Source organism: Variovorax sp. SPNA7, from assembly GCF_033807855.1.
GTDB lineage: Bacteria > Pseudomonadota > Gammaproteobacteria > Burkholderiales > Burkholderiaceae_C > Variovorax > Variovorax beijingensis.
The window spans coordinates 5,379,804-5,403,269 of record NZ_CP138513.1; the positions used below are offsets into that span (position 1 = coordinate 5,379,804).

The 23,466-nt window shown below is 69.8% G+C and carries 23 protein-coding genes; 12 read left to right on the forward strand and 11 right to left on the reverse strand.

The genetic code is table 11. The annotated features are described in order from the left end of the window. Positions 1–10 precede the first annotated feature (10 nt). From RZE77_RS25180 to RZE77_RS25190, 3 genes are read left to right on the forward strand one after another with little or no spacing between them, the layout of a single operon-like run. On the forward strand, positions 11–604 hold the full coding sequence (locus RZE77_RS25180) for a LemA family protein (protein WP_124958968.1): 594 nt from the start codon (positions 11–13) through the stop codon (positions 602–604). Between the two features lie 16 nt (positions 605–620). Next, positions 621–1,553: a TPM domain-containing protein gene (locus RZE77_RS25185; RefSeq protein WP_319439763.1), complete on the forward strand. Its 933-nt coding sequence runs from the start codon at positions 621–623 to the stop codon at positions 1,551–1,553. 2 nt (positions 1,554–1,555) lie between these two features. After that, positions 1,556–2,080, forward strand: a complete 525-nt coding sequence (locus RZE77_RS25190; protein WP_319439764.1) for a TPM domain-containing protein — start codon at positions 1,556–1,558, stop codon at positions 2,078–2,080. Positions 2,081–2,201: 121 nt separating this feature from the next. Here RZE77_RS25190 and pdeM read toward each other — a convergent pair whose 3' ends face one another. Next, entirely contained in the window at positions 2,202–2,885 is a 684-nt protein-coding gene (gene pdeM / locus RZE77_RS25195; protein WP_319439765.1) for a ligase-associated DNA damage response endonuclease PdeM, read from the reverse strand. Between the two features lie 76 nt (positions 2,886–2,961). On the opposite strand from pdeM, the gene trxC reads away from it, so the two are divergent. Next, a complete protein-coding gene (gene trxC, locus RZE77_RS25200) occupies positions 2,962–3,414 on the forward strand; it encodes a thioredoxin TrxC (protein WP_319439766.1) in 453 nt (150 codons plus the stop codon). Positions 3,415–3,424: 10 nt separating this feature from the next. On the opposite strand, the gene RZE77_RS25205 is transcribed toward trxC, so the two are convergent. From RZE77_RS25205 to RZE77_RS25215, 3 genes are read right to left on the reverse strand one after another with little or no spacing between them, the layout of a single operon-like run. Next, entirely contained in the window at positions 3,425–6,046 is a 2,622-nt protein-coding gene (locus tag RZE77_RS25205) for a ligase-associated DNA damage response DEXH box helicase (RefSeq protein WP_319439767.1), read from the reverse strand. Further along, positions 6,043–7,698, reverse strand: a complete 1,656-nt coding sequence (locus RZE77_RS25210; RefSeq protein WP_319439768.1) for an ATP-dependent DNA ligase — start codon at positions 7,696–7,698, stop codon at positions 6,043–6,045. The genes RZE77_RS25205 and RZE77_RS25210 overlap by 4 nt, the downstream gene beginning before the upstream one ends. Continuing rightward, entirely contained in the window at positions 7,695–8,768 is a 1,074-nt protein-coding gene (locus tag RZE77_RS25215; protein ID WP_319439769.1) for a ligase-associated DNA damage response exonuclease, read from the reverse strand. Before RZE77_RS25215 ends, RZE77_RS25210 begins: the two co-directional genes overlap by 4 nt. 131 nt (positions 8,769–8,899) lie before the next feature. On the opposite strand from RZE77_RS25215, the gene RZE77_RS25220 reads away from it, so the two are divergent. The 8 genes from RZE77_RS25220 to hpxZ all read left to right on the forward strand — a co-directional run bounded on the left by RZE77_RS25220 (position 8,900) and on the right by hpxZ (position 15,982). After that, positions 8,900–9,805 carry a LysR family transcriptional regulator gene (locus RZE77_RS25220; protein WP_192328193.1) on the forward strand — a complete coding sequence of 302 codons (906 nt, stop codon included), beginning with the start codon at positions 8,900–8,902 and terminating at the stop codon, positions 9,803–9,805. A gap of 101 nt (positions 9,806–9,906) precedes the next feature. Next, on the forward strand, positions 9,907–11,079 hold the full coding sequence (gene atzD / locus RZE77_RS25225; protein ID WP_319439770.1) for a cyanuric acid amidohydrolase: 1,173 nt from the start codon (positions 9,907–9,909) through the stop codon (positions 11,077–11,079). Further along, entirely contained in the window at positions 11,076–12,422 is a 1,347-nt protein-coding gene (locus tag RZE77_RS25230) for an FAD-dependent oxidoreductase (protein WP_319439771.1), read from the forward strand. Before atzD ends, RZE77_RS25230 begins: the two co-directional genes overlap by 4 nt. Then, positions 12,419–12,925 carry a VOC family protein gene (locus RZE77_RS25235; protein ID WP_319439772.1) on the forward strand — a complete coding sequence of 169 codons (507 nt, stop codon included), beginning with the start codon at positions 12,419–12,421 and terminating at the stop codon, positions 12,923–12,925. The genes RZE77_RS25230 and RZE77_RS25235 overlap by 4 nt, the downstream gene beginning before the upstream one ends. Before the next feature lie 39 nt (positions 12,926–12,964). Next, the gene (locus RZE77_RS25240) at positions 12,965–13,969 is read left to right on the forward strand and encodes an ABC transporter substrate-binding protein (protein WP_319439773.1); all 1,005 of its coding nucleotides are present in this window, start codon (positions 12,965–12,967) and stop codon (positions 13,967–13,969) included. 8 nt (positions 13,970–13,977) lie between these two features. After that, positions 13,978–14,811 carry an ABC transporter ATP-binding protein gene (locus RZE77_RS25245; RefSeq protein ID WP_319439774.1) on the forward strand — a complete coding sequence of 278 codons (834 nt, stop codon included), beginning with the start codon at positions 13,978–13,980 and terminating at the stop codon, positions 14,809–14,811. After that, the gene (locus RZE77_RS25250) at positions 14,808–15,584 is read left to right on the forward strand and encodes an ABC transporter permease (protein ID WP_319439775.1); all 777 of its coding nucleotides are present in this window, start codon (positions 14,808–14,810) and stop codon (positions 15,582–15,584) included. The genes RZE77_RS25245 and RZE77_RS25250 overlap by 4 nt, the downstream gene beginning before the upstream one ends. An 8-nt stretch (positions 15,585–15,592) precedes the next feature. Then, entirely contained in the window at positions 15,593–15,982 is a 390-nt protein-coding gene (gene hpxZ / locus RZE77_RS25255; protein WP_319427958.1) for an oxalurate catabolism protein HpxZ, read from the forward strand. On the opposite strand, the gene RZE77_RS25260 is transcribed toward hpxZ, so the two are convergent. The 7 genes from RZE77_RS25260 to RZE77_RS25290 form a co-directional block, all read right to left on the reverse strand. After that, positions 15,983–16,510 carry a DUF3617 domain-containing protein gene (locus RZE77_RS25260; protein ID WP_319439776.1) on the reverse strand — a complete coding sequence of 176 codons (528 nt, stop codon included), beginning with the start codon at positions 16,508–16,510 and terminating at the stop codon, positions 15,983–15,985. A gap of 80 nt (positions 16,511–16,590) precedes the next feature. Beyond that, on the reverse strand, positions 16,591–17,298 hold the full coding sequence (locus RZE77_RS25265; protein ID WP_319439777.1) for a phosphatase PAP2 family protein: 708 nt from the start codon (positions 17,296–17,298) through the stop codon (positions 16,591–16,593). Between the two features lie 49 nt (positions 17,299–17,347). Further along, positions 17,348–18,511: a Gfo/Idh/MocA family protein gene (locus RZE77_RS25270; protein ID WP_319439778.1), complete on the reverse strand. Its 1,164-nt coding sequence runs from the start codon at positions 18,509–18,511 to the stop codon at positions 17,348–17,350. Between the two features lie 58 nt (positions 18,512–18,569). Further along, a complete protein-coding gene (locus RZE77_RS25275) occupies positions 18,570–19,532 on the reverse strand; it encodes a substrate-binding domain-containing protein (protein WP_319439779.1) in 963 nt (320 codons plus the stop codon). Positions 19,533–19,580: 48 nt separating this feature from the next. Further along, positions 19,581–20,582 (reverse strand): ABC transporter permease, encoded by a 1,002-nt coding sequence (locus tag RZE77_RS25280; RefSeq protein ID WP_015867625.1) that lies wholly within the window; start codon positions 20,580–20,582, stop codon positions 19,581–19,583. Continuing rightward, the gene (locus RZE77_RS25285) at positions 20,569–22,107 is read right to left on the reverse strand and encodes a sugar ABC transporter ATP-binding protein (protein ID WP_319439780.1); all 1,539 of its coding nucleotides are present in this window, start codon (positions 22,105–22,107) and stop codon (positions 20,569–20,571) included. Before RZE77_RS25285 ends, RZE77_RS25280 begins: the two co-directional genes overlap by 14 nt. Continuing rightward, entirely contained in the window at positions 22,104–23,273 is a 1,170-nt protein-coding gene (locus RZE77_RS25290; protein WP_319442413.1) for an ROK family protein, read from the reverse strand. Before RZE77_RS25290 ends, RZE77_RS25285 begins: the two co-directional genes overlap by 4 nt. Positions 23,274–23,466 lie beyond the last annotated feature (193 nt).

Sequence of the window (23,466 nt, forward strand, 5' to 3'; positions counted from 1 at the left end):
AATGACGATGATGAAACGCTGGCTCCTGATTCTTGCGGCCGCCCTGTCCCTGAGCGGCTGCGGCTACAACCAGTTCCAGTCGCTCGACGAGGCCAGCAAGTCGGCCTGGAGCGAGGTGCTCAACCAGTACCAGCGGCGCTCCGACCTGGTGCCCAACATCGTGGCCACCGTGAAGGGCGAAGCCAGCTTCGAGCAGGACACGCTCACCAAGGTGATCGAGGCGCGCGCCAAGGCCACCTCGATCCAGGTCTCGCCCGAGACGCTCAACAACCCCGAGACCTTCAACAAGTTCCAGCAGGCGCAGGGCGAGCTGTCGAGCGCGCTGTCGCGGCTGATGGTGACGGTCGAGCGCTATCCAGAGCTCAAGGCCAACCAGGCGTTCCGCGACCTGCGCGTGACGCTCGAAGGCACCGAGAACCGCATCACCGTGGCGCGCAACCGCTACATCCAGACGGTGCAGGAGTACAACGTGCTGGCACGCAGCTTCCCGACCAACATCACGGCCAAGATCTTCAGCTACGAGCCCAAGCCCAACTTCTCGGTGCAGAACGAAGCGCAGATCTCGACGCCGCCGACGGTCGATTTCTCGGCGCCCAAGAAGTAAGCAAGACGCCCCCTCGATGGCCCTTGCCCTCTTCCGCCGCACGCTGGCCACCGTCCTGCTGGCCGCGGCCGCATGGGGCGGCTTGGCGGCAGCGGCATGGGCGCAGGGCCTGCTGCCGGTGCCCGCGCTCACGGCGCGCGTGATCGACCAGACGCAGACGCTGGCCGAATCCGAACGCGCCGATCTCGAGGCCAAGCTGGCCGCATTCGAGCAGCGCAAGGGCTCGCAGATGGTGGTGCTGATGGTGCCCACCACCGAGCCCGAAGACATTGCGAGCTACGCCAACCGCGTGGGCAACGCCTGGAAGATCGGGCGCAAGGAGGTCGGCGACGGCATCCTGGTGATCGTGGCCAAGAACGACCGCAAGATGCGCATCGAAGTGGCCAAGGCGCTCGAGGGTGCGGTGCCCGACCTGGCGGCCATCCGCATCATCGACGAGGAGATGAAGCCGCGCTTTCGCAACAACGACTTCGCGGGCGGGCTGAACGCGGCCGTGGCCCGGCTCATCGGGCTGGTCGACGGCGAGGCGCTGCCCGCGCCTTCCAGCGGCCGCGACACCGAATCCGGCGACGGCATCGACTGGGAGAACCTCGCGATCTTCCTGTTCATCGGCGTCTTCGTCGCGGCGCCGATCGTGCGCTCGATCGTCGGCAAGAAGCTGGGCTCGGTGGTCATGGGCGGCGGCATCGGCGTGATTGCCTTCCTCATCACGACCAGCATCGTCATCGCGGTGCTGGCGGGCATGGCGGCGCTCATGGTGTCGCTGTTCTCGGCCGTGGCCGCGACGAGCCCGGGACGGCGCGGCGGCGGTGGTGGCGGCGGATTCGGCGGCTGGGGCGGTGGTGGCGGCGGCGGCTGGAGCAGTGGCGGCAGCAGCGGAGGCGGCGGTGGCTTCAGCTCCGGCGGCGGCGGCGATTTCGGGGGCGGCGGCGCCTCGGGGGACTGGTAGGCATGGCATCGGCAACGCTTTTCTCGAAGCTGGCCCGCATCTGGCGCCACCAGTGGATGGACGAGGCCGACGTGCGGCGCGTGCTGCCCGATGCGGCCATGGAACGCTTGGCGGCGCGCGTGGCCGCGAGCGAGCGCCGCCACAGCGGCGAGATCCGCATCTGCGTGGAAGCGGGCCTGCCATGGTCCTACCTGCGGCGCAATGCCTCGGCGCGCGAGCGTGCCGTCACGCTGTTCGGCAAGCTGCGCGTGTGGGACACCGCGCACAACAACGGCGTGCTCATCTACCTGCTGCTGGCCGAGCATGCGATCGAGATCGTGGCCGACCGCGGCATCGATGCGCGCGTCGACGACGCCGAATGGGCCGCGATGGCACAGCGCATGGGCGCAGCCTTCCGCGAAGGCCGCTTCGAGGACGGGCTCACGCAGGCGCTGGAAGAGATGTCGGCGTTGCTGGTGGCGCACTTTCCGCTGGGCGAGAACGAGCCTGACACCAACGAGCTGCCCGACCAGCCCGTCGTCCTCTGAGTTTCTCTTTCTCCCTCCCCTCCCGGGGGAGGGCCGGGGTGGGGGCAAGCGGCGTGGGCATGGGGCACGCTCTGCCCGCCCCCATCCCAACCTTCCCCCGGAGGGGGAAGGAGCTAATACCCTACTCCGATGGCGGCAGCGCCCACACGCTTTCTCCGCCCACCGCATAGAAGCGCCGCCCCGGCGCGCGCTCCATCAGCCACCCGCCCGTGAACTCGCCGAAGGCCGGCAGCACGGCCTGCTGCGCATCGCTTGCAAAACACGGCAGCCGCACGCTGTCGCGCCCCGGCCCGTGCAGCCTGCACACGGGATGCAGGTGCCCCGCGAGCACGAAGTGCGTGGCATGCGCCTGCGGATGGTGGCAGCAGGCAAAAGGGCCGAGCAGATAAGGCTCGTCGACCACCTCGATGCCGAGCGCGGCGGGCGGATCGCCCGCGCGGCTGTCGTGGTTGCCCCGCACCAGCGTCATGCCGATGGGCGCATGCGCCGCGCGCCAGGCGGCCAGCGCCGCCAGCACCTGCGGCGTGCGCGCCTGCGCCGCATGCAGGAAATCGCCAAGGAACACGATGCGCCGCGGCGCATGGGCCGCGACGAGCGCGTCGAGCCGCGCCAGGTTCTCCTGCGTGGTGCCGCCCGGCACCGGTTGCCCCAGCGCGCGGTAGGTCGCGGCCTTGCCGATGTGCAGGTCGGCAATGAACAGCACGCGGCCGTCGGGCCACCAGATGGCGTGCTCGGGCAACAGATGCAACAGTTCGCCGGCCCATTGGACCGGGAGCGCCGATGCGGGAAGATTCGAAGCGGTCACGGGCCACGAGTGTCGCAAAAGACGGCCGAGCCGGCGGCCTTCTTGCAATTCACCCCGCGAGCCCCAGTTCTTCGTCATGACTGAAGAATCGCCTTCGCTGCACATCGTCTGCCCCCACTGCCACACGACCAACCGCGTGCGCGCGGCGCAGCTGGGCAGTGCGCCCGACTGCGGCAGCTGCCACCGCGCGCTGTTCACCGGCCACTCCACCGCGCTGCCGGACGAAAAGACCTTCGACCGCCACATCGCGCGCAATGAAATCCCGGTGCTGGTGGACTTCTGGGCGCCCTGGTGCGGCCCCTGCCGCCAGATGGCGCCGGGCTACGAACAGGCCGCGGCCCAGCTCGAACCGCAGGTGCGGCTGGCCAAGGTCGACACGGAAGCCGCGCCGGCGCTGGGTGCGCGCTTCAACATCCGCAGCATCCCGACGCTGGCGCTGTTCCGCGGCGGCCGCGAAGTGGCGCGCCAGGCCGGCGCCATGGGCGCGGCGGACATCGTGCGCTGGGTCAAGGCGCACGGCGCGGGTTGAGCTGAACGGCTCAGAGCGGCGGCAACGGACGTGAGGGCCGCCTGCGTTCGCGGCGCGGCGCAGACGGCGGCTTGCCCGGCCCTTCCTGCCCGAACGCGAGCGTGCTCTTCACGCGCTCCACGCCGCCGGCCGTGACCACGCCGCCCGCGGCCTTTTCGAGCTGCTCGACCATGCGCGCAATGCGGTCGGCCACGTTCTCGTTCGACAGCTTCTCGCGGAACAGCTCGACCATGAGCGGAAACGAAAACGGCGTGGGCCGTTCGAGCGGCTTCAGCACCAGCTGCTGGGTCGCCATGCGCGCGAGGCTGGCAGCCAGTCGGCCGATTTCGAGTTCCTGCGCAAGCAGTTCCTGCTCGGCCTGAAGCAGCAGCTTGTTCGCCGGGTCGTACTTGCGGAACACCTCCCAGAACAGCGACGACGAGGCCTGCAGTTGCCGGCTGCTGCGCTTCTCGCCCGGGTAGCCCTGGAAGATCAGCCCCGAGACACGCGCAATCTCGCGGAAGCGGCGCTGCGCCAGTTCGCCCGCGTTGAGCGAGGCCAGCACCTCGTGCAGCAGCGTGGCATGCGCATGCTCGCCCTGGGGCAGGCGCAGCACCTGCGGCAGCAGCGCGGGCCAGTCGACCGGCGTGGCGCTCAGCAGCTCGAAGCCGTAGTCGTTCACCGCAATGGAAAAAGTGCGCGCCTCGTGCTGCGCCACGCGCCAGGCCAGCAGGCTCGCAAGCCCCAGGTGCACGTGGCGCCCCGCGAAGGGATAGAGGAACAGGTGCGAGCCTTCGCGCGTGGCGAGCGTTTCGGCCAGCAGGGTCTCTGGCGTGGGCAGGGCCGACCATTGCTGCTGGATCTCGAGCAGCGGCCGCACGCACTGCAGCTCGGGCGATGGATAGCGCCCCTCGCCGGCCAGCGCGAGCTGCTGCACCACCGCATCGGCCAGCGTGGTCGACAGCGGCATGCGCCCGCCGTTCCAGCGCGGCACCGCGGCGCGCTTGCCGGTGGCGCGCCGCACCCAGGCCGTCATGTCGTGGATGCGCACGAGCTCGAGCAGCCGGCCGCCGAACAGAAAGCAGTCACCGGGCTTCATGCGCGCGACAAAGCCTTCCTCGACGCTGCCGATCCTGGCGCCGCCCATGTACTGCACCGCCATGCTCGCATCGCTCACGATGGTGCCGATGTTCATGCGGTGTCGCCGTGCGAGCCGCGCGTCCGGCACGCGCCAGACGCCCTCCGCATCAGGCACCGCGCGGCGGTAGTCGGGATAGGCGGCCAGCGAAGGCCCGCCCTGCGACACGAAGGCCAGGCACCACGCCCAGCTCTCGCGCGACAGATCCGCATAGGCGGCGGTGCCGCGCACTTCGGCATACAGGTCGTCGGGCACGAAGCCGCCGCCGAGCGCCACGGTCACCAGGTGCTGCACCAGCACGTCGAGCGGCTGCACCGGCGTGTGGCGCGCCTCGATGTGGCCGGCCGCGATGGCCGCGCGCGCTGCGGCGCCTTCGACCATCTCGATGCTGTGCGTGGGCACGAGCGTGATGCGCGAGGGCCGGCCCGGCGCATGGCCCGAGCGCCCCGCGCGCTGCAGCAGCCGCGCCACGCCCTTGGGCGAACCGATCTGCAGCACGCGCTCGACCGGCAGGAAGTCGACGCCCAGGTCCAGGCTCGAGGTGCAGACCACGGCCTTGAGCTCGCCGCTCTTGAGGCCCAGCTCGACCCACTCGCGCACCGCGCGGTCGAGCGAGCCGTGGTGCAGCGCGATGATGCCGGCCCATTCGGGCCGCGCCTCGAGCATCGCCTGGTACCAGATCTCCGATTGCGAGCGCGTGTTGGTGAACACCAGCGTGGTGCTGCTGGCCGCAATCTCGTCGAGCACCTGCGACAGCATCGTGAGGCCCAGGTGGCCGCCCCAAGGAAAGCGCTCGGCGCGGCCGGGCAGCAGCGAATCGACCACCAGCTTCTTGGGCACCGCGCCCTGCACCAGCACGCCCTCTTGATCACCAAGCAATGCGCGCATGGCCTCCTGCAGGTTGCCGAGCGTGGCCGACATGCCCCACACGCACAGCGACGGGTTCCAGCGCCGGAGCCGCGCAAGTGCCAGCTGCACCTGCACGCCGCGCTTGTTGCCGAGCAGCTCGTGCCATTCGTCGACCACCACCATCTTCACGCGGCCCAGCACTTCGCCCGCATCGGCGCGCGCGAGCAGCAGCGACAGGCTCTCGGGCGTGGTGACGAGCACCGTGGGCAGGCGCTCGTTCTGCGCGCTGCGCTCGGCCGACGAGGTGTCGCCGCTGCGCGCGCCGGCGCTCCAGCGGTGCACGTCGATGCCCTGGGCATCCATCGCTTCGAGCGGCTGCTGCAGCGCCCGCAGCGTGTCGGCCGCGAGCGCGCGCATGGGCGTGATCCACAGCACGGTGAGCGGCGGCGGCGTGGCCTTTGCGCTGCGCGAAGGCCCCGCCGCGGACGAGAACGCCTGCAGCGCGCCGAGCCACACCGCGTAGGTCTTGCCCGCGCCCGTGGTCGCATGCAGCAGCCCGGAGCGCCCCGCGGCCACGGCCTTCCATACCTCGCGCTGGAACCTGAAGGGCTTCCAGCCGCGCGCGGCAAACCAGGCGTCGAGCGCCGCCTTGACTGCCTTGTTCATGACGGCAGCAGCGCGGCCAGCGTCTGCAAGGTATCGGCCTCCGCCACCGGCTTGTCCTCGCGCCAGCGCAGCATGCGCGGAAAGCGCACCGCGATGCCGCTCTTGTGGCGCGTGCTGCGCGCAATGCCTTCGAAGCCGAGCTCGAACACCAGCGTGGGCGCGACGCTCTTCACCGGGCCGAAGCTCTCGACGGTGGTCTTGCGGATGATCGCGTCCACGCGCGCCATCTCGGCGTCGGTCAGGCCCGAATAGGCCTTGGCAAAGGGCACGAGCTTGCGGTCCTCCTGTTCGGGCGGGCCGTCCCAGACGGCGAAGGTGTAGTCGCTGTAGAGGCTCGCGCGCCGGCCGTGGCCGCGCTGCGCGTAGACGAGCACGGCGTCGATGCTGAGCGGATCGATCTTCCACTTCCACCATACGCCCACGTCCTTGGTGCGGCCCACGCCGTACTGCGCGTCGCGGCGCTTGAGCATCATGCCCTCCACACCCAGGCTGCGCGCCGCTTCGCGCTGGCGTGCGAAGTCGCTCCATTCGATGCCGGTGAGCATCGGGCTCGGCAGCAGCGACGGGTGCTGCATGCGCGTGACGAGTTCGTCGAGCAGCAGCCGGCGCTCCGATTGCGGCAGCGCGCGCAGGTCGCGCCCTTCCCATTCGAGGATGTCGTAGGCCAGCAGCACCACCGGGATCTCGCGCAGCAGCTTCGCACCCAGCGTCTTGCGGCCGATGCGCTTCTGCAGTTCCGCGAAGGGCTGCACGCGGTCGTCGCGCCAGACGGCAATCTCGCCGTCGAGCACCGTGCCGTCGGGCAGCGCATCGCCCAGCACGGCCAGCTCGGGAAAGCGCTCGGTCACCAGTTCCTCGCCGCGCGACCACAGCCAGGCGACGCCCGCGCGCTTGACCAGCTGCGCGCGGATGCCGTCCCACTTCCATTCGACGATCCAGCCGGCCGGCGGGCCGAGCGCGGCATCGAACTGCTCGAGCGGCAGGTTGAAGGCATGCGCAAGAAAGAACGGGTAGGGCTGCCCGCTGGTCTTCTGCACCTGCTCCGCGCCCGACTCCGGCGCGATCAGCGCGCGGTAGTCTTCTGCCCGCGGCCGGCCGCCGATGTGGGTGTAGCCCATGAGGCGCTGCGCCACGCGCTTGGGATCGATGTCGCCCACGCCCGCGAGCGCCTGCATGACCTGCAGCTTCGACACGCCCACGCGGAAGGCGCCGGTGATGAGCTTGAAGTACACCAGCCGCTCTTCGGCCGCGAGCTGGCGCCACTGCGCGCGCAGCCGCGCGGGCAGTTCGTCCGGCGCCGCCTTGCCGGCCTCTCGCAGCGGCAGCAGGTGCTCCTCGACCCAGCGCGCCAGGCCGAGGTCGTGCGCCTCGGTGGGCGGCGGCAGCAGCAGCGCGATGGTCTCGGCCAGGTCGCCGACCGCCTCGTAGCTTTCGTCGAACAGCCACTCGGGCAGGCCCGCGGCCTCCTGCGCGAGCAGCCGCAGCAATTTGGTGGGCACCAGCTGGCGCGGCTTGCCGCCGGCCAGGAAGTACACGGCCCAGGCGGCATCGGCCGGATCGGCCTCGCGCAGGTAGCGCTGCAGCGCGGCCTGCTTGGCAAGGCTCGAGGTGCTGGCGTCGAGCTCGCGGTAGAGCGCCGCGAAGTCCTTCATGGCGTTGGTGCTCCTTCGCCGGAAGGCGAGGGAGTTTCCTGGTCGTCCTCATCGCCGTACTCGGTCCTGAAGCCCTGCGCCTCCAACCCGTTCTCGCTGAGCCAGCGCACCATCACCGCCACGCTGCCGTGCGTGACGAACACCCGCTCGGCCCCCGTGCCCGCGATGGCCTGCTGCAGGCCGGGCCAGTCGGCGTGGTCCGACATCACGAAGCCGCGGTCCACGCCGCGCCGCCGGCGCGTGCCGCGCAGCTGCATCCAGCCGCTCGCGAAGGCGTCGGCATGGTGGCCGAAGCGGCGCATCCATGGCGTTCCCTGGGCCGAGGGCGGCGCCAGCACCAGCGCGCGCTTGAGCAGCGCGGCATCGACGCCCGCATCGGTCACGCGCAGGGTCTGCGGCAAGGCCACGCCCGCGGCGCGGTACACCGCATTGAGCGGCTCCACGGCGCCGTGCACCACGATCGGCCCGATGGAAGCATCCACGCCATGCAGGATGCGCTGCGCCTTGCCGAAGGCATAGCAGAACAGCACCGATGCGCGGCCGGCCTCGGCATTGGCGCGCCACCAGGCGTCGATCTCGGCGAACAGCGTGGCCTGCGTGGGCCAGCGGTAGATCGGCAGGCCGAAGGTCGACTCGGTGATGAAGGTGTCGCAGGGCACGGGCTCGAAGGGCGCGCAGGTGCCGTCGGGCTCGGTCTTGTAGTCGCCCGAGGCCACCCACACGCGGCCGCCGTGTTCGAGCCGCACCTGCGCCGAGCCCAGCACGTGGCCGGCCGGATGCAGCGAGACGCGCACGCCGCGGTGCTCGATCGCCTCGCCATACGGCAGCGTCTGCAGCGCGATGTCGTCGCCAAGGCGGGTGCGCAGCGTGCCGGCGCTGTCGGTGTGCGCAAGGTAGTGGCCGTGGCCGGGGCGCGCGTGGTCGGAATGCGCGTGGGTGATGACGGCGCGCGCCACCGGCCGCCAGGGGTCGATGTAGAAGTCGCCGGGCGGGCAGTAGAGGCCCTCGGGCCGCGCCACCACGAGGTCGCCAGGGCGCAAGGCGGAACTGTGGGGCAGCGGCTCGGTCATGGCCCGACATCGTAGGCCGGCGCGGCGCTCCGCGTGCCGAAGGCCGGGCGCAAAGCGCTGTGGGCGGCGGCCTACGCTCGCTTCGCCGGCCCGGCCGCGCATGGCCCTGTGGAACAATCTTTGCCACGCCCATGCTGCATCCGCCCCGCCACTTCGTCTACCTCGATGCCGTCGCGCGCGCGGGGTCGATCCGCAAGGCGGCCGAGAAGCTGCACGTGGCCTCGACGGCGCTCAACCGCAAGATCCTCGAGATCGAGTCCGACATCGGCACGCCGCTGTTCGAGCGCCTGCCGCGCGGCGTGCGCCTCACGGCAGCGGGCGAGGTGCTGATCACCGCGGTGCGGCGCAGCATGGCCGACATGCGCTCGGCCGAGTCGCAGATCGAGCAGCTGCGCGGGCTGGTGCGCGGCACGGTGCGCATCGGCTGCGCCGAATCGGTCGCGACCGACCTGATCCCCGGCACCATCGCGCACTACCAGCAGACGCACCCGGGCGTGCAGTTCCAGATCGTCTCGGGCGTGACGGGCAACCTGGTCGCGTCGCTGATGGCCGACGATGTCGAGCTGATCCTGGTGCACGACCCGCAGCCGTCGGAGACGCTGCGCGTGATCAGCGCGATCGCGCAGCCGCTGTGCGCGATGCTGCGGCCCGACCATCCGCTGGCCAGGCGCGCCACGCTGCGGCTGGCCGATTGCCAGAAGTACACCGTGGCGCTGGGTGACCGGTCGTTCGGCAGCCGCCGGTTGCTCGACGACGTGATGGCGCGCTCGCGCATCGCGCTGCAGGTCGCGCTGGAGGCCAGCACCGTGCAGACGCTCAAGGAGTTCACGCGGCAGACGGGCGCGATCAGCTTCCAGTTCCAGATCGGCACGCTCAACGAGGTGCGGCGCGGCGAGCTGGTGTCGATCCCGCTGTCGGACCGGGCGCTGGCGCACAGCCAGCTGGTGCTGGCGGCGCGCGCCGGCCGCATGCTGCCGATCGCCACGCTGTCGTTCATGGAAACGCTGGTCAACCGGCTGGCGGCGCTGCCGGGCTGATCGGCCTGCACACAATTTGCGCTCGGTACGAGCGAAACATTGCGCTGGAGGTTTGCACCCCGGCTGCCCATACTGCGTTCATCTGTTGCACCGCAGCATCCATGAACGCTCCCACCCTCCTCCCCCCAGGCACCGCGCCGGCGCAGGCCGCCACGCGTCCGCGCCTGGCCGTGCACCGGCTTCCGATGGCGCATCCGGGCGACCTCTCGGCGCTTGCCGCGCTGTTCGACGAGGGCGTGATCGAGCCCGCGCAGGTGGTGGCCGTGATCGGCAAGACCGAAGGCAATGGCGGCGTCAACGACTTCACGCGCGGCTACTTCACCCAGACGCTGATGAGCCTGCTGGCCGCGCGGCTGGGCCGGCCGGCCGCCGAACTGCTGCGCGAGCTGCCCTGCATCCTGTCGGGCGGCACCGAGGGCGTGCTGAGCCCGCACTACGTGGTGTTCGCCCGCAGCGGGCGGCCCGCCGCGGACGCCGCCGCCGGGCCCGGCCCGGGCGCGCTCGCGATCGGCACGGCCGTCAGCGCGCCGCTGCCCGCGCAGCATGTCGGCCGCTGGGCGCAGGTGGCGTCGGTGGCCGGCGCGGTGCGTGAGGCGATGCGCGGCGCCGGCATCGCCCGCGCCGAGGACGTGGCCTTCGTGCAGGTCAAGTGCCCGTGCGTGACGGCCGCGCGCGCCCAGGCCGCCGCCGCGGCCGGCCACACGGTGCTGACCGCCGACTCGGGCCGCTCGATGGCGGCAGCGCGTGCCGCCGGCGCTTTTGGCGTGGCGATCGCGCTGGGCGAACTGCCCGACGACCCGGCGCTGGAGGCCGCGATGCTGGCCGACTTCGAGCGCTTCTCGCGTCGCGCGAGCATTTCGTCGGGCGTCGAAGTCGAGGCCAACGAGGTGATCGTGCTCGGCCACAGCGCGGCCTGGGAGGGCACGCTGCGCATGGCCTGCGCACCGATGCGCGACGCGCTGGACATCGGCGCGGTGGCCGAGGCGCTGCGGCCGCTGGGCATGAACGCGGCGCCCCAGCTGAGCGCAGCCGATGCGGCGCGGGTGGCGGCGGTGTTCGTCAAGTGCGAGCCCGACCGCCGCGGCCAGGTGCGCGGCGCGCGTCACACCATGCTCGACGACACCGACATCAATGCCCAGCGCCACATCCGCGGCGCGGTCGGCGGCATGGTGGCCGGCGTGCTGGGGGACGCGCGCATCTTCGTTTCGGGGGGCGCCGAGCACCAGGGGCCGGACGGCGGCGGACTGGTCGCGGTGATCGCGCACGCGGCATGACGGCACGCCCGCAAACCGATGCCGGCGCGGACTTGGTACGCATCCTGCAGGTGCCCGCACCCACCATGCACGCCACCGGCCCCGCCTTCGAACAACGCCATTCCCGGCAACAGCGAGAGCTCATCCGCATGAAGATCGTGATCATCGGTGCCGGCGTGGCCGGCGCCATCCTGGCCCGCCGGCTCGCCACGCTGCCCGGCATCGAACTGCATTGCCTGGAGCGCGTCGGCCCCGGCGACCACTCCGAAGCCGGCACCGGCCTGAACGTGGGCCCCAACGCGGTCAAGGCGCTGCGCCTGTGCGACGCGGCGCTGGCCGCCGAGGTCGAGGCCGCGAGCCTGCCGTGGAAGCACTGGCAGATCGCGCTGACCGACGGCACGGTGCTGTTCGACCTGCCGCTGTCGCAGGTGGCGGACAACCCCGGCATCCGCATCCGCTGGTCGGAGCTCTACCGCGTGCTGCGCGAAGGCGCGGGCGCGGCGATCCGGTATGGCTGCGAGATCGCGTCGATCGCCGCGGCCGCGGGCGGCGGCGGACGCACCGCCGTGCGCTACGTCCAGGGCGGCGTCGAGCACCGCATCGACGACATCGACCTGCTGGTCGGCGCGGACGGCCGCTATTCCGCCACCCGCGCGGCGTTCTCGGGCCTGCCCGAGCCGCGCCACGTGGGCGTGGCGATCCTGCGCACGCTGGTGCCCGACACCAGCGCCGGCCTGATCGACGACTACGGCCAGTGGTTCAACGGCCCGCACCGGCTGCTGGCCTTCCGCGTGCCGCCGGGGCATGTCTACATCGCGGCGACCTACCCGGTCGAACCCGGCGCGCCACTGCGCGACGAATGGAAGACCGAGGCCACGATGCGCGCCACCTACCAGCCCGTGCAGGGTGTGCCGAGCGCGCAGGTGCAATGGCTGATGGACGCCATGTGCGCGAACCTGCCGCACAGCCACTGGGCCCGCATGCAGGAGTCCGACGTGCTGTTCGGCGAAGCCGATGCCAACGTGATGTACCTCGGCGACAGCGCCCACGGCATGGCGCCCACGCTGGGCCAGGGCGCGACCCAGGCCATGGAGGACGCCTGCGCCGCCGCGCTGATCCTCGAGCGCGAGATCAGCGCCGGCCGCCAGGCGCCGCGCGACTGGCTGGCGCTGGTGGACGGCGCGCGGCGCGAGCGCATCCGCTTCGCGATGGCGCTGTCGATCACGGCCACCGACACCATGCTGGCCGGCGCCGACCCGGTGGCCGGAACGCGCTGGAAGACCGGGCCCGCGTTCCTCGGCGACCTTTCCACGCTGTTCCGCGACGTGTCGCTGGGCCAGCGCGAACCGGTGCCTGCGCCATGACGAGCGCCGCCATCACCCACGGGCTTTTTCATCTCGCGATCAAGACCGCCGACCTCGGCCGCACCCGCGCCTTCTGGACCGGCGTGATCGGCCTGCGCGAGATTGCGCGGCCCGACTTCGGCTACCCCGGCGCATGGCTGGCCTGCGGACAGCCGGGCGGCCAGGCCATCATCCACGTCTATGCCGGCGGCCCGGCGCTGGGACCGGGCGGCCAGGTGCCGCACGGCAGCGGCGCCATCGACCATGTGTCGCTGGCCTGCTCGGGCTACCACGCGTACGTCGCGCGCTTTCGCGCCGCGGGGCTGGACTGGCGCGAATTCCTCGTGCCCGGCACCACGCTGTGGCAGCTGTTTGTGTACGACCCGAGCGGCGTGCAGCTCGAGCTCACCTTCGAAGGCGCGGTGGAAGACGGCGCTCCGCCCGACATGTCGGCCACGCGCGTGTACCGCGCCGGCAGCTCCTTCTTCGATCCGCTTGCCTATCCTGTCCTGACCCCGCCCTGACCGCCCTGACCCCGCCACCCCGTTCCGGAGAACCCCACGATGCCACGCCCTGAGCTTTTCTTCGCCGCGCCCCTTCGCGCCACCGCCCGTCTCGCCGGCGCAGTGGCCTTCGTCCTCGCCGCCTTGGCCCTGCCGGCGCAGGCGGCCGACAGGATCAAGGTCGGCGTGTTCCCCTCGAGCGCGGCGCTGCCGTTCTACGTGGCCGTGAACCGCGGCTACTTCAAGGAGGCCGACCTGGAGATCGAGGAGGTGCCCATGACCAGCCACCCGCTGACCGTGCAGGCGCTGGTGTCGAACGGCATCGACGCAGCGGTGAACCTGGTGACACTCGAAGGCGCCAACATGGAATCGCGCCGGCCCAACACGCTGAAGTACATCTCGCTCAACGGGCAGAACGCGCAGCACGTGATCGAGCAGTTCGTCGTCAAGGCCGACAGCCCCGCCCGGACGCTGAAGGATTTCAGGAACGGCTTCAAGCTGTTCTCGGCGCCCGGCCCCGCCAACATCGGCGCGGCGCGCGCGGTGCTCAGGAAAGTGGGCCTGGCCGAAGGCAAGGACTTCACGATCCAGGAGCAGCAGATCGGCGTGCACCTGGGCGCGCTGCAGTCGGGCAACTTCGACGGCGGCTACACGCTCGAGCCGTCGGCCACCATCATGGTCGCGCAGAAGATCGGCAAGCGCATCGAGGCCGGCGTGATCTCCACCTACCTGCTGGGCAACAAGAGCGCCTCGGCCTTCGCGGCCGGCGCCGTGATGTCGGGCAGGTTCATGGCCGACAAGCCCGACGTGGCCAGGCGCTTCGCCGCCGCGTGGGCGCGCGGCGTGAAGGAGGCGCAGGCCGACAGCAGCGCGCGCGGCTACCTGGTGCAGGGCATGAAGGTGCCGCCCGAGCTGGCCGCCACCGTGCCGCTGCCGCGCATCGTGATGGCCGGGGACATGAGCCCCGCTGACGTGGGCGACTTCCAGAAGTTCCTCGACATCGGCACCGAGCTGGGCGTGGTCAAGGACCGGATCGACGGCAAGGCGCTGGTGCGGGCCTTCTGATGCGCACCATGAGCACCCATCTGCCGATCGGTACCGCCGCGCCCGAAGCCGCGGACGCCGGCGCCTCGCACCGCTGGTACCCGAAGGGCACGCACATCACGATCCGCGGGCTGACCAAGCGCTTCCAGGACGCGACCATCTACGACAACTTCGACCTCGACATCCCGAAGGGAAAGATCGTGTCGGTGTTCGGCCCCAACGGCTGCGGCAAGAGCACGCTGATCAACATGATCGCGGGCATCCTGCCGTGCGACAGCGGGCAGATCCTGTTCGAGGGCAAGGAAGCGCGCGAGACGCGCATCGGCTACGTGTTCCAGAACTACCGCGAGGCGGTGTTCCCGTGGCTGCGCGCGATCGACAACATCCGCTACCCCCTGCAGTACCTGAACCTGTCGAAGGTGGAGCAGCAGTCGCGCATGGACAGGCTGATGGAGAGCTTCGACGTCAAGCTCGACCTGCAGCGCTACCCCTACCAGATGTCGGGCGGCCAGCAGCAGCTGGTGTCGATCATGCGGGCGCTGGTGGTCGACCCCGAGGTGCTGTTCCTCGACGAGCCTTTCTCCGCGCTCGACTACGAGATGGTGATGTTCCTGCGCGAGCGGCTGCAGAAGGTGCTGGTCGAACGCCGGACCACCACCTTGCTGGTCTCGCACGACCTCGACGAGGCCGTGCTGCTGGCCGACGAGGTGCTGCTGCTGACCAAGCGTCCCACGCGCGTGGCCGAGAACCTGCCCTTCGACGTGGCGCGGCCGCGCACCGCCGACACCACGATCACGCCGGCCTTCATCGCCACCAAGACTCGCGCGCTGGATGTGTTCCAGCGGGAGGTGCGCAAGCCATGAGCCTCGCCCATCGCGCCAACGCCTTCGGCGCCCGCTTGCGCCCGCTGTTCGGCATCGCCGCGCTGGTCGGCCTCTGGGCCTTCGTGCATGCGACGCGCGCGGTCGACCCGGTGCTGCTGCCCTCGCCGCTCGAAGCGCTCGCGGCCTTCTGGAACGGCCTTGCGCACGGCACGCTGTGGGGCGACTTCTTCAAGACCATCGTGCGCACCGTCACCTCCTTCGGCCTTGCGCTCGTGATCGCGGTGCCGCTGGGCATCGTGCTGGGCTCGAACGAGAAGATCTACGAATCGATCGAGTTCGCGATCGACTTCTTCCGCTCGACGCCGGCCTCGGCCATGTTCCCGCTGTTCCTGGTGCTGTTCGGCGTCGGCGAGGCCACCAAGATCGCGGTCGCGGCCTTCGGCGCGGCGTTGGCCATCCTGTTCAACGTGGCCTACGGCGTGATGAGCGCACGCAAGCAGCGCCAGCTCGCGGCCAAGGTGATGGGCGCGCCGCGCTGGCGCGTGCTGACCGACGTGATCCTGCTCGAATCGATGCCGCAGGTGTTCGTCGGCATGCGCTCGGGTGTGTCGATCGCGCTGGTGATCGTGATCGTGGCCGAGATGTTCATCGGTTCCACCGATGGCCTCGGCCAGCGCATCATGAATGCGCAAACCATTTTCGACATGCCCGACATGTACGCCTCGATCTTCGCGGCGGGCCTGCTCGGCTACGTGATGAACCTCGTGTTCCTGGTGGCGGAGCGGCGCTTCGTGCACTGGGGCGGAAAGTAATGCAAGCCATGACCGTTTCCATGACCGACATCAACCTGCCCGCCGTGCTCGCCGAAGTCGAGGCCGCGTTCGCCGAGTACGAGCGCGCGCTCGTCACCAACGACGTGCCGGTGCTCGACAGGCTGTTCTGGGATTCGCCGCACACGCTGCGCTACGGCGCCGGCGAGAACCTCTACGGCTACGACGCGATACGCGCGTTCCGCCAGGGCCGACCTGCGGTCAACCTCGAGCGCGAGATCACCGCCAGGGCCATCACCACCTTCGGGCAGGACTTTGCGGTCGCGAACGTCGAGTTCAGGCGCGCGGGCAGCGACCGCACGGGCCGCCAGAGCCAGACCTGGGCGCGCCTGCCGGAGGGCTGGCGCGTGGTGTCGGCGCATGTGAGCCTGATGGGCTAGCTATTTCTTCGGCTGGCCCTTCATCATGTCGACGACGTTCATCTTCATGCCGTTCCCCATGATCATGTCGCCGGGTTTCTGCCCGGCCTTGCAGGGGCCGACCCACTTCGCCTCCATGACGAAGCTCCCGCTGGATTTGCCCATCATCGGCGGCTTGTAGGTCGAGCTGCTTTCCATCCGGTAGCTGGAACCGAAGTCGCCCGTGACCACCGCGTGGCTGGTGGCGGTGGTCGTGCCCATCCTGCACACGGAATCGATCACCAGCGTGCTGCCTTCCTTGCGCATCTCCTGCTTCGAGCAGGTGTCCTTGCCCATGCCCTGCCCCATGTCGCGCAGCGCCTGGTCGGTGGCGGCGTCGATGCATTGCTGGATGGTCTGCGCCGGCGCGCTGTTGGCGCCACCGGCGCCGTCCCCCATCTTCATCTCCCACAGGCCGGGCTTGCGCGCGGGATAGTCGACGGCCAGCGCGGGCAAGGCCGTGCTGCAGGCCAGCATGAAGAGGGCAATGGCGGATGGACGAATCTTCATGGCGGGCTCCGCGTCGGTTCGAAGAAAAGGATGCCCGGGTTCTACCGCGCGCGGCGCGCGGTTGGAATAGCGCAATCGGCCTACGCCGGCCGTGCCTGCACGGCCGCTGCCGCCGCCACGGCCTTGCGGGGACGCGAGGCCAGCCCGAAGCCGATGCCCAGCGCCAGCCCGCCGAGCACGTCGACCAGCACGTGCTGGCGCACCGCCATCGTCGAATAGACGATGGCCGCGGCCCATGCGATGTTGAGCGCGCGAGCCCATGCGGGTGCAGCCACCTCGCGCAGCTGCCGCGCGAACACCACGCAGGCAAACACGGAGAACGACACATGCAGCGACGGAAATGCGTTGCCGGCCGCGTCGACGGTTTTCAGCAGATGCAGCGAGGTGCCCGGGCTGGTGTCGATGCTGAAGTTCGGGATGGCCGTGGGCACGAACCAGAACACCACGAGTGCGATGCCGGTCATGAAGGCGCAGCCCAGCGCAAAGCTCCAGAGCTCCCGCCTGTCCTTGGCAAGGAACACCGGCAGCGCGATGTAGAGCCACAGCGAAAGATAGATCGGCAGCAGCGCCGGCCAGAAGGCGATCAGCCGGTCGAACGCGGTGAGCGGCAGCGTCCAGGGCTGGCCGGCGTTCTTCATGATCCAGAAATACAGCGGGAAGAAACCCGCGGTCGCAACCGTGTTGCCGACCAGCTTCAGCGGCCAGAGCGCGCGGCACCGCCGGCCCAGGGCGCGAAGCCAGGGCTGCGGATTCGAAGGCGGCGGATTCTCGAAAGAAGAAGGTGTCATGAACGCCCGATGCGGTGCGCCTGGAACTCGCGCATGCGAGCCCGCGGCCCTACCAGGGCGTCCACTTTAATTCGCTTTGGGCCGAGGCCACCGTGCGCTCGATGAAGCGCACGCCGCGCGCGCCGTCTTCCACGCGCGGGTAGTCGGCCGCGATGGCATCGGCCGGCTGGCCTGCGTTCCGCGCACGGATGTCGGCCACCACGCCGGCATAGATGTTGGCAAAGGCCTCGATGAAGCCTTCGGGATGGCCGGCCGGCAGGCGGCTGGCACGCTGCGCGGCCTCGCACAGCCATGGCGAGCCGCGCGTGAAGATCTGCTTCGGCCCGTCGTGCGGCAGGTGCACCAGTTGGCTCGGCTGCTCCTGCCGCCATTCGAGCGTGCCGAGCGTGCCCGAGACGCGCAGCCGCAGGTCGTTCTCCAGGCCCGTGTTGATCTGCGAGGCAATCAGCACGCCGCGCGCGCCGCCCTTGAAGCGCAGCAGCAGGCTGCCGTCATCGTCGAGCATGCGGCCCGGCACCAGCGCGCTCAGGTCGGCGCACAGGCTCTCGATCTCCAGGCCGGTGACGCTCGCGACCAGGTTCTCGGCATGCGAGCCGATGTCGCCGATGGCGCCGGCCGCGCCGCTCCGCGCGGGGTCGGTGCGCCAGCCGGCCTGCTTGTTGCCGGCGCCTTCGAGCTGGCTCGCGAGCCAGCCCTGGTTGTATTCGACCACCACCTTGCGCAGTTCGCCGAGCTGGCCCGAGTGGACCATCTCGCGCGCCTGCCGCACCATCGGGTAGCCGGTGTAGTTGTAGGTCACGCCGAACAGCGTGCCCTGCTTCTTCACGGCGGCGACCAACGCGTCGGCCTGGGCCCGCGTGTGCACCAGCGGCTTGTCGCACACCACGTGGAAGCCGGCTTCCACGAAGGCCTGTGCAACCGGAAAGTGCACGTGGTTGGGTGTGACGATCGAGACGAAGTCGATGCGCTCTTGCGGCGGGCGCTTCAGCTCGTCGGCCAGGAGCGACTGCCAGTCGCCGTGGTTGCGGCCGTCGGCCAGGTGCAGGTCGCGGCCCGAGGCGCGCGCCTTCTCCGGACTCGACGACAGCGCGCCGGCCACCAGCTCGATCTGCCCGTCGAGCGCCATGGCGTTGCGGTGCACGGCGCCGATGAAGGCGTCGCGCCCGCCGCCGACCATGGCGCAGCGCAGCTTGCGGGGAGGTTGATCAGTCATCGATAAGAAGTCCTGGTAGCTGTCCCCTCTCCCCGAGAGGAGAGGGAGCAAGGCAATCTCAGAACGGCGAGTTCGGGTGGTAGAAGTCCTTGGCGTTTTCCTTGGTGATCAGCACCGAAGGAATGATCGTGGTCGCAGGCAGCTTCTCGCCCTTCAGCCGCGCCTCGGCCGTGAGCTTGATCGCGTCGTAGATGAACTTGGGCGAGTAGCTCACGTCGGCGCCGATGCGCTTGTCCTTGCCGTCCATGATGGTCTTGACCATGCCCTTGGCGCCCGCACCGCCGAAGACGATCTTGATGTCGTCGCGCTTGGCCTGCTCGATGGCCTTGAGCACGCCCACGGCCATGTCGTCGTCGGCGGCCCAGATGGCGTCGATGTTCTTGAAGCGCGTGAGGTAGTCCTGCGTGACCTTGAAGGCGTCGTCGCGGTTCCAGTTGGCGTACTTGGCGTCGAGCAGCTTGATGTCGGGATGGTTCTTGAGCACCGCGTTGAAGGCGTCCATGCGCTCGTTGTCGAGCGTGGTGGCAATGCCGCGCAGTGCAACCACGTTGCCCTTGCCGCCGAGCTGCTTGGCGATGTACTCGGCCGGAATGCGGCCGAAGGCGGTGTTGTCGCCGGCCACGTAGGCATCCTGCGCGCTGGTGTCGGTGAGGCCGCGGTCGACCACGGTCACGTAGGCGCCCTTGGCCTTGACCTGCGCCACCGGCTTCGTCAGCGCGGCCGACTCGAACGGAAACACCACGAGCGCATTGATCTTGGTGACGGTCGACAAGTCTTGCAGCTGGTTCGCCTGCTCGGGCGCATTGGCTGCGGTCTTGATCGTGATCTTCAGGTCCTTGTGTTCCTTCTCCAGGTCCTTCTTCGCCTGGTTGGCCCAGTAGTTGATGCCGCCCATGAAGCTGTGCGTGGCCGCCGGAATCGAAACGCCGAGGTTCACTTTCTCGGCGGCGAGTGCGGGCAGGCTCGCGAGCGCCGCGGCCGCCACGGCCGTGAGTGCGATGCGACGTGTGAAGCTTGTCATGCTGGATGTCTCCTTGTGGTTGATCGAATGGAACGGAACGGGAACGGACTAGCGGCGCCCTCTCTGGAGGAACGCGACGATGATGATCACGAAGCCCTGCACCGCGGCGTTGAGGTACACGCTGATGATGCTGGTGAGGTTCAGGATGTTGCTGATGACCGAGAGCAGGATGGCGCCCACCACGGTGCCGGTGATGCTGCCCGCGCCGCCCTTGAGCGCGGTGCCGCCGACGATCACCGCGGCAATCGCCTCGAGCTCCCACAGCAGGCCCGTGGTCGGCGAGGCCGATCCGAGGCGCGGCACGTACAGCAGCGTGGCAATGCCCACGCACACGCCGAGCAGCACGTAGGTGAGGATCTTCACGCGGTCCACGTCCACCGCCGCATAGCGCGCGACCTGTTCGTTGGAACCGATGGCCTGCACGTAGCGCCCGTAGGCCGTGCGGTTCAAGATGACGCCGCCGATGATCGCGACGATCACGAACACCCACACCGGCACCGGAATGCCCGCGAGGCTCGCGTAGTACACCGGCGCATAGAGGTCCGACAGGTCGTTGTCGAGCGTGAGCGCGCCGCCATCGGCAAAGTACGTGAGATAGGCGCGGAAGATGCCGAGCGTGCCCAGCGTGACGATGAAGGGCTCGATGCGCCCCTTGGTGATCAAAAGGCCGTGCGCCAGGCCGAACAGCGCGCCCAGCACCACCGCGAGCACCGCGCCCATCACCACCGCCATCAATGGCGAGCCCGAGGCCGGACCGGCCCAGTTGATGAACATGATCACGCTGCCCGCGATGAGCGCCGCCATCGAGCCCACCGACAGGTCGATGCCGCCCGAGATGATCACGAAGCACATGCCCACCGCGATGATGCCGATGAAGGCCGTGCGCGTGAGCACGTTCATCGCGTTGTCGACGGTCGCGAAGTCGCTGTTCAGAAGCGTACCGCCGATGCACAGCAGCACCAGGCCGATGACCGGGCCGAGCCCGTGCAGGTGCTCGGTCCAGCGCGGCTTGCCCTCGCTGCGGTGTTGCGCGGCTTCAGGCTGCGGCATGGGTGTCTGCTGTTCCGGTGGCATGAGCGATGAGCTCCTCTTCAGTCAAGTGGTCTGCGTTGAGCGTGGCGACGAGACGGCCCGCGCGCATCACCGCCACGCGGTGGCACAGGCCGATGAGTTCCATCAGCTCCGACGAGATGACGATCACCGCGAGCCCTTCCCGGGCGAGTCGCTGGATCAGAAAGTAGATGTCGCGCTTGGCACCGATGTCGACGCCGCGCGTGGGCTCGTCGAGCACCACCACCTTCGGTTTCGGCTGCAGCACCTTGGCGAGCGCGAGCTTCTGCTGGTTGCCGCCCGAGAGCGACGAGGCGCGCACGTCGAGCGAGCCGGTGCGGATGCCGTAGTCCTTCACCGCCTCGGCCAGCGCGCTGCGTTCGGCGTCGGGCTGCAGCCAGGGCTGCGCATAGCGTTCGAGCGCCATCAGCGTGAGGTTCTGGCGCAGGCCGAAGTTCACGTGCAGGCCCTTGCCCTTGCGGTCCTCGCTCAGGTAGGTGAGACCGTGCCTTGCGGCGTCGCGCGGGTTGCGCCAGCCCTTCTGGTGGGGCACCGGCCTGCCGAGCATCTCGACCTGGCCGCTCGCGGGCCTGAGGCCCAGCAGGCCTTCGAACAGCTCGGTGCGGCCCGCGCCCACCAGCCCCGCGAAGCCGAGGATCTCTCCGGGGCGCACCTCGAAGCTCGCGTCCTGCGCCCAGCCGGGCACGCTGAAGCTGCGCACGCGCATGGCGGGCGCATCGGCGGCCACCACCAGGTCGCGCGGCGGGTACAGGTCGGCAAGTTCGCGGCCCACCATGAGGTTGGCCATCTGCTGGCGCGTGACCTCGGGCGTGGGCGCACGCGCCACGAAGCGGCCGTCGCGCATCACGATCACCTCGTCGGTCACCTGCTCCACTTCGTCGAGCTTGTGCGAGATGTAGACGATGGTCACGCCATCGGCGCGTAGCTGCGCGATGAGCTTGAAGAGGCGTTCGGTTTCGCCCGGGGTCAGCGTTGCCGTGGGCTCGTCCATGACCAGCAGGCGCGCGCGGCGTGCGATGGCCTTGGCGATCTCGACGAGCTGCTTCTCCGCGACGATGAGCCTTCGCACCTTGGTGCGCGGGTCGACCTGCAGGCCCACAGCGGCAAGGGCTGCAGCAGCGTCGCGTTCCATCGCGGCATCGTCGAGCAGCCAGCCCTTCTTCTTTTCATGGCCCAGGAAGATGTTCTGCGCCACGCTCAGGTCTTCGGCAAGGTTGAATTCCTGGTGGATCAGCACGATGCCCAGCGCCTCGGCGTCGCGCGAGCTCGTGAACTGCTGCGGCTGGCCGTTGATGCGCAGCGTGCCGCCGGTGAGCGGCTCGTAGCCCGACAGGATCTTCATCAGCGTGGACTTGCCCGCGCCGTTCTCGCCGAGCAGGCCGTACACGCGTCCGGGCGCCAGCGAGAAGCTCACGCCGTGCAGCACCTGCACCGGGCCGAAGGCCTTGACCACGCCGTCGAATTCGACCGCCACGCTTCCCTTGGTTTGTGCTTCTGCCGTCATGGCGCCACTCCGCGGACCTTCAGTGTTTCATGCATCGCGAGCACCCCGGCACCCACCAGGCCGCCCTGCACGCCCAGCGGCGTGTACTGGATTTCGAGGTGCCGCGTCGAAAGCGCGAGCGAGCGCTGGTACACGCTCTGCCGCACGGCCGCCAGGAAGAGCGGCCCGATGCGCGTGATGCCGCCGCCGATGAACACATGCGAGGGATTGAAGAAGTTCACCACCGACGCCAGCATCTGGCCGATGAGGTTGCCGGCGCGCTGGATGATGCCGTTGGCGGCGGTATCGCCGGCGCGGCTCGCCTGGCCCACGTCGACGGCGTCGATGCGGCCGTGCAGGCGCAGGCACTCGGCCAGCATGGCGCTTTCGCCGGCTTCGGCCGCCTGCACCGCCATGCGCGTGATGGCCGGCCCCGCGGCCATCGCCTCGACGCAGCCGACGTTGCCGCAGTGGCAGCGCGGCCCATCCTGGTCGACGCAGATGTGGCCCACGTCGCCGGCCGACCCGGCGGCTCCGCGATAGACCTCGCCGTGGCAGACGATGCCGCAGCCGATGCCGGTGCCGATCTTGATCACGAGGAAGTTGTTGAGCGAGCGCTTCAGCCGCCAGAGCTCGCCGAGCGCCATCAGGTTCACGTCGTTGTCGACGAAGACGGGCGCCGCGTAGTCCTCGCGCAGGTAGTCGCGGATCGAGAAGCTGTCCCAGGCCGGCATCAGCGGCGGATTCACGAGCTGGCCGATCTCGAAGTTGACAGGACCCGGCACGCCGATGCCGATGCCCAGCACGTCCTTCGCGCCGTGGCCGCAGCGCGCGAGCAGTTCGCGCATCAGCACGCGCACCCGCGCCAGCACCACGGCCGGACCTTCGCGCACGTCGGCCGGCTCGTCGTGCTGCGCGAGCACGGAGAGGTCGGGGCGCAGCACCGCGACGTCGAGGCTGGTGGCGCCAATGTCGATGCCGACCAGCACGCCAAGCCCGGCATGCAGCTGGAGGTTCTCGGCGCGGCGCCCGCCCGAGGAGCGCTGCAGGCCTGCTTCGGCCAGCAGGCCCTGCTCGACCAGGCCGGCGATCAGCGCATTGGCCTTGCTCTTGGAGAAGCCGAGCTGTTCGGCCATGGCATGGCGCGAGCCACCGGCCGACCAGAAGGTGGTCTCCAGCAACCGCATCTCGTCCGCAGTGATGCCACTCCAGGGTGCCACGCGCTTTGTCTCCAGATATTCTTTTGGCCACCGGCTGCAGCAATGGCAGTCCGGGGCGAAGGCGAATACTAGGGGCGCAGCTTCAGCCGGACAAGGCCGAACTTCGACCATATTTGGATCAAAGAGGCCGCCTTGTGGTGACGGCGGACGCAAAAAAGCC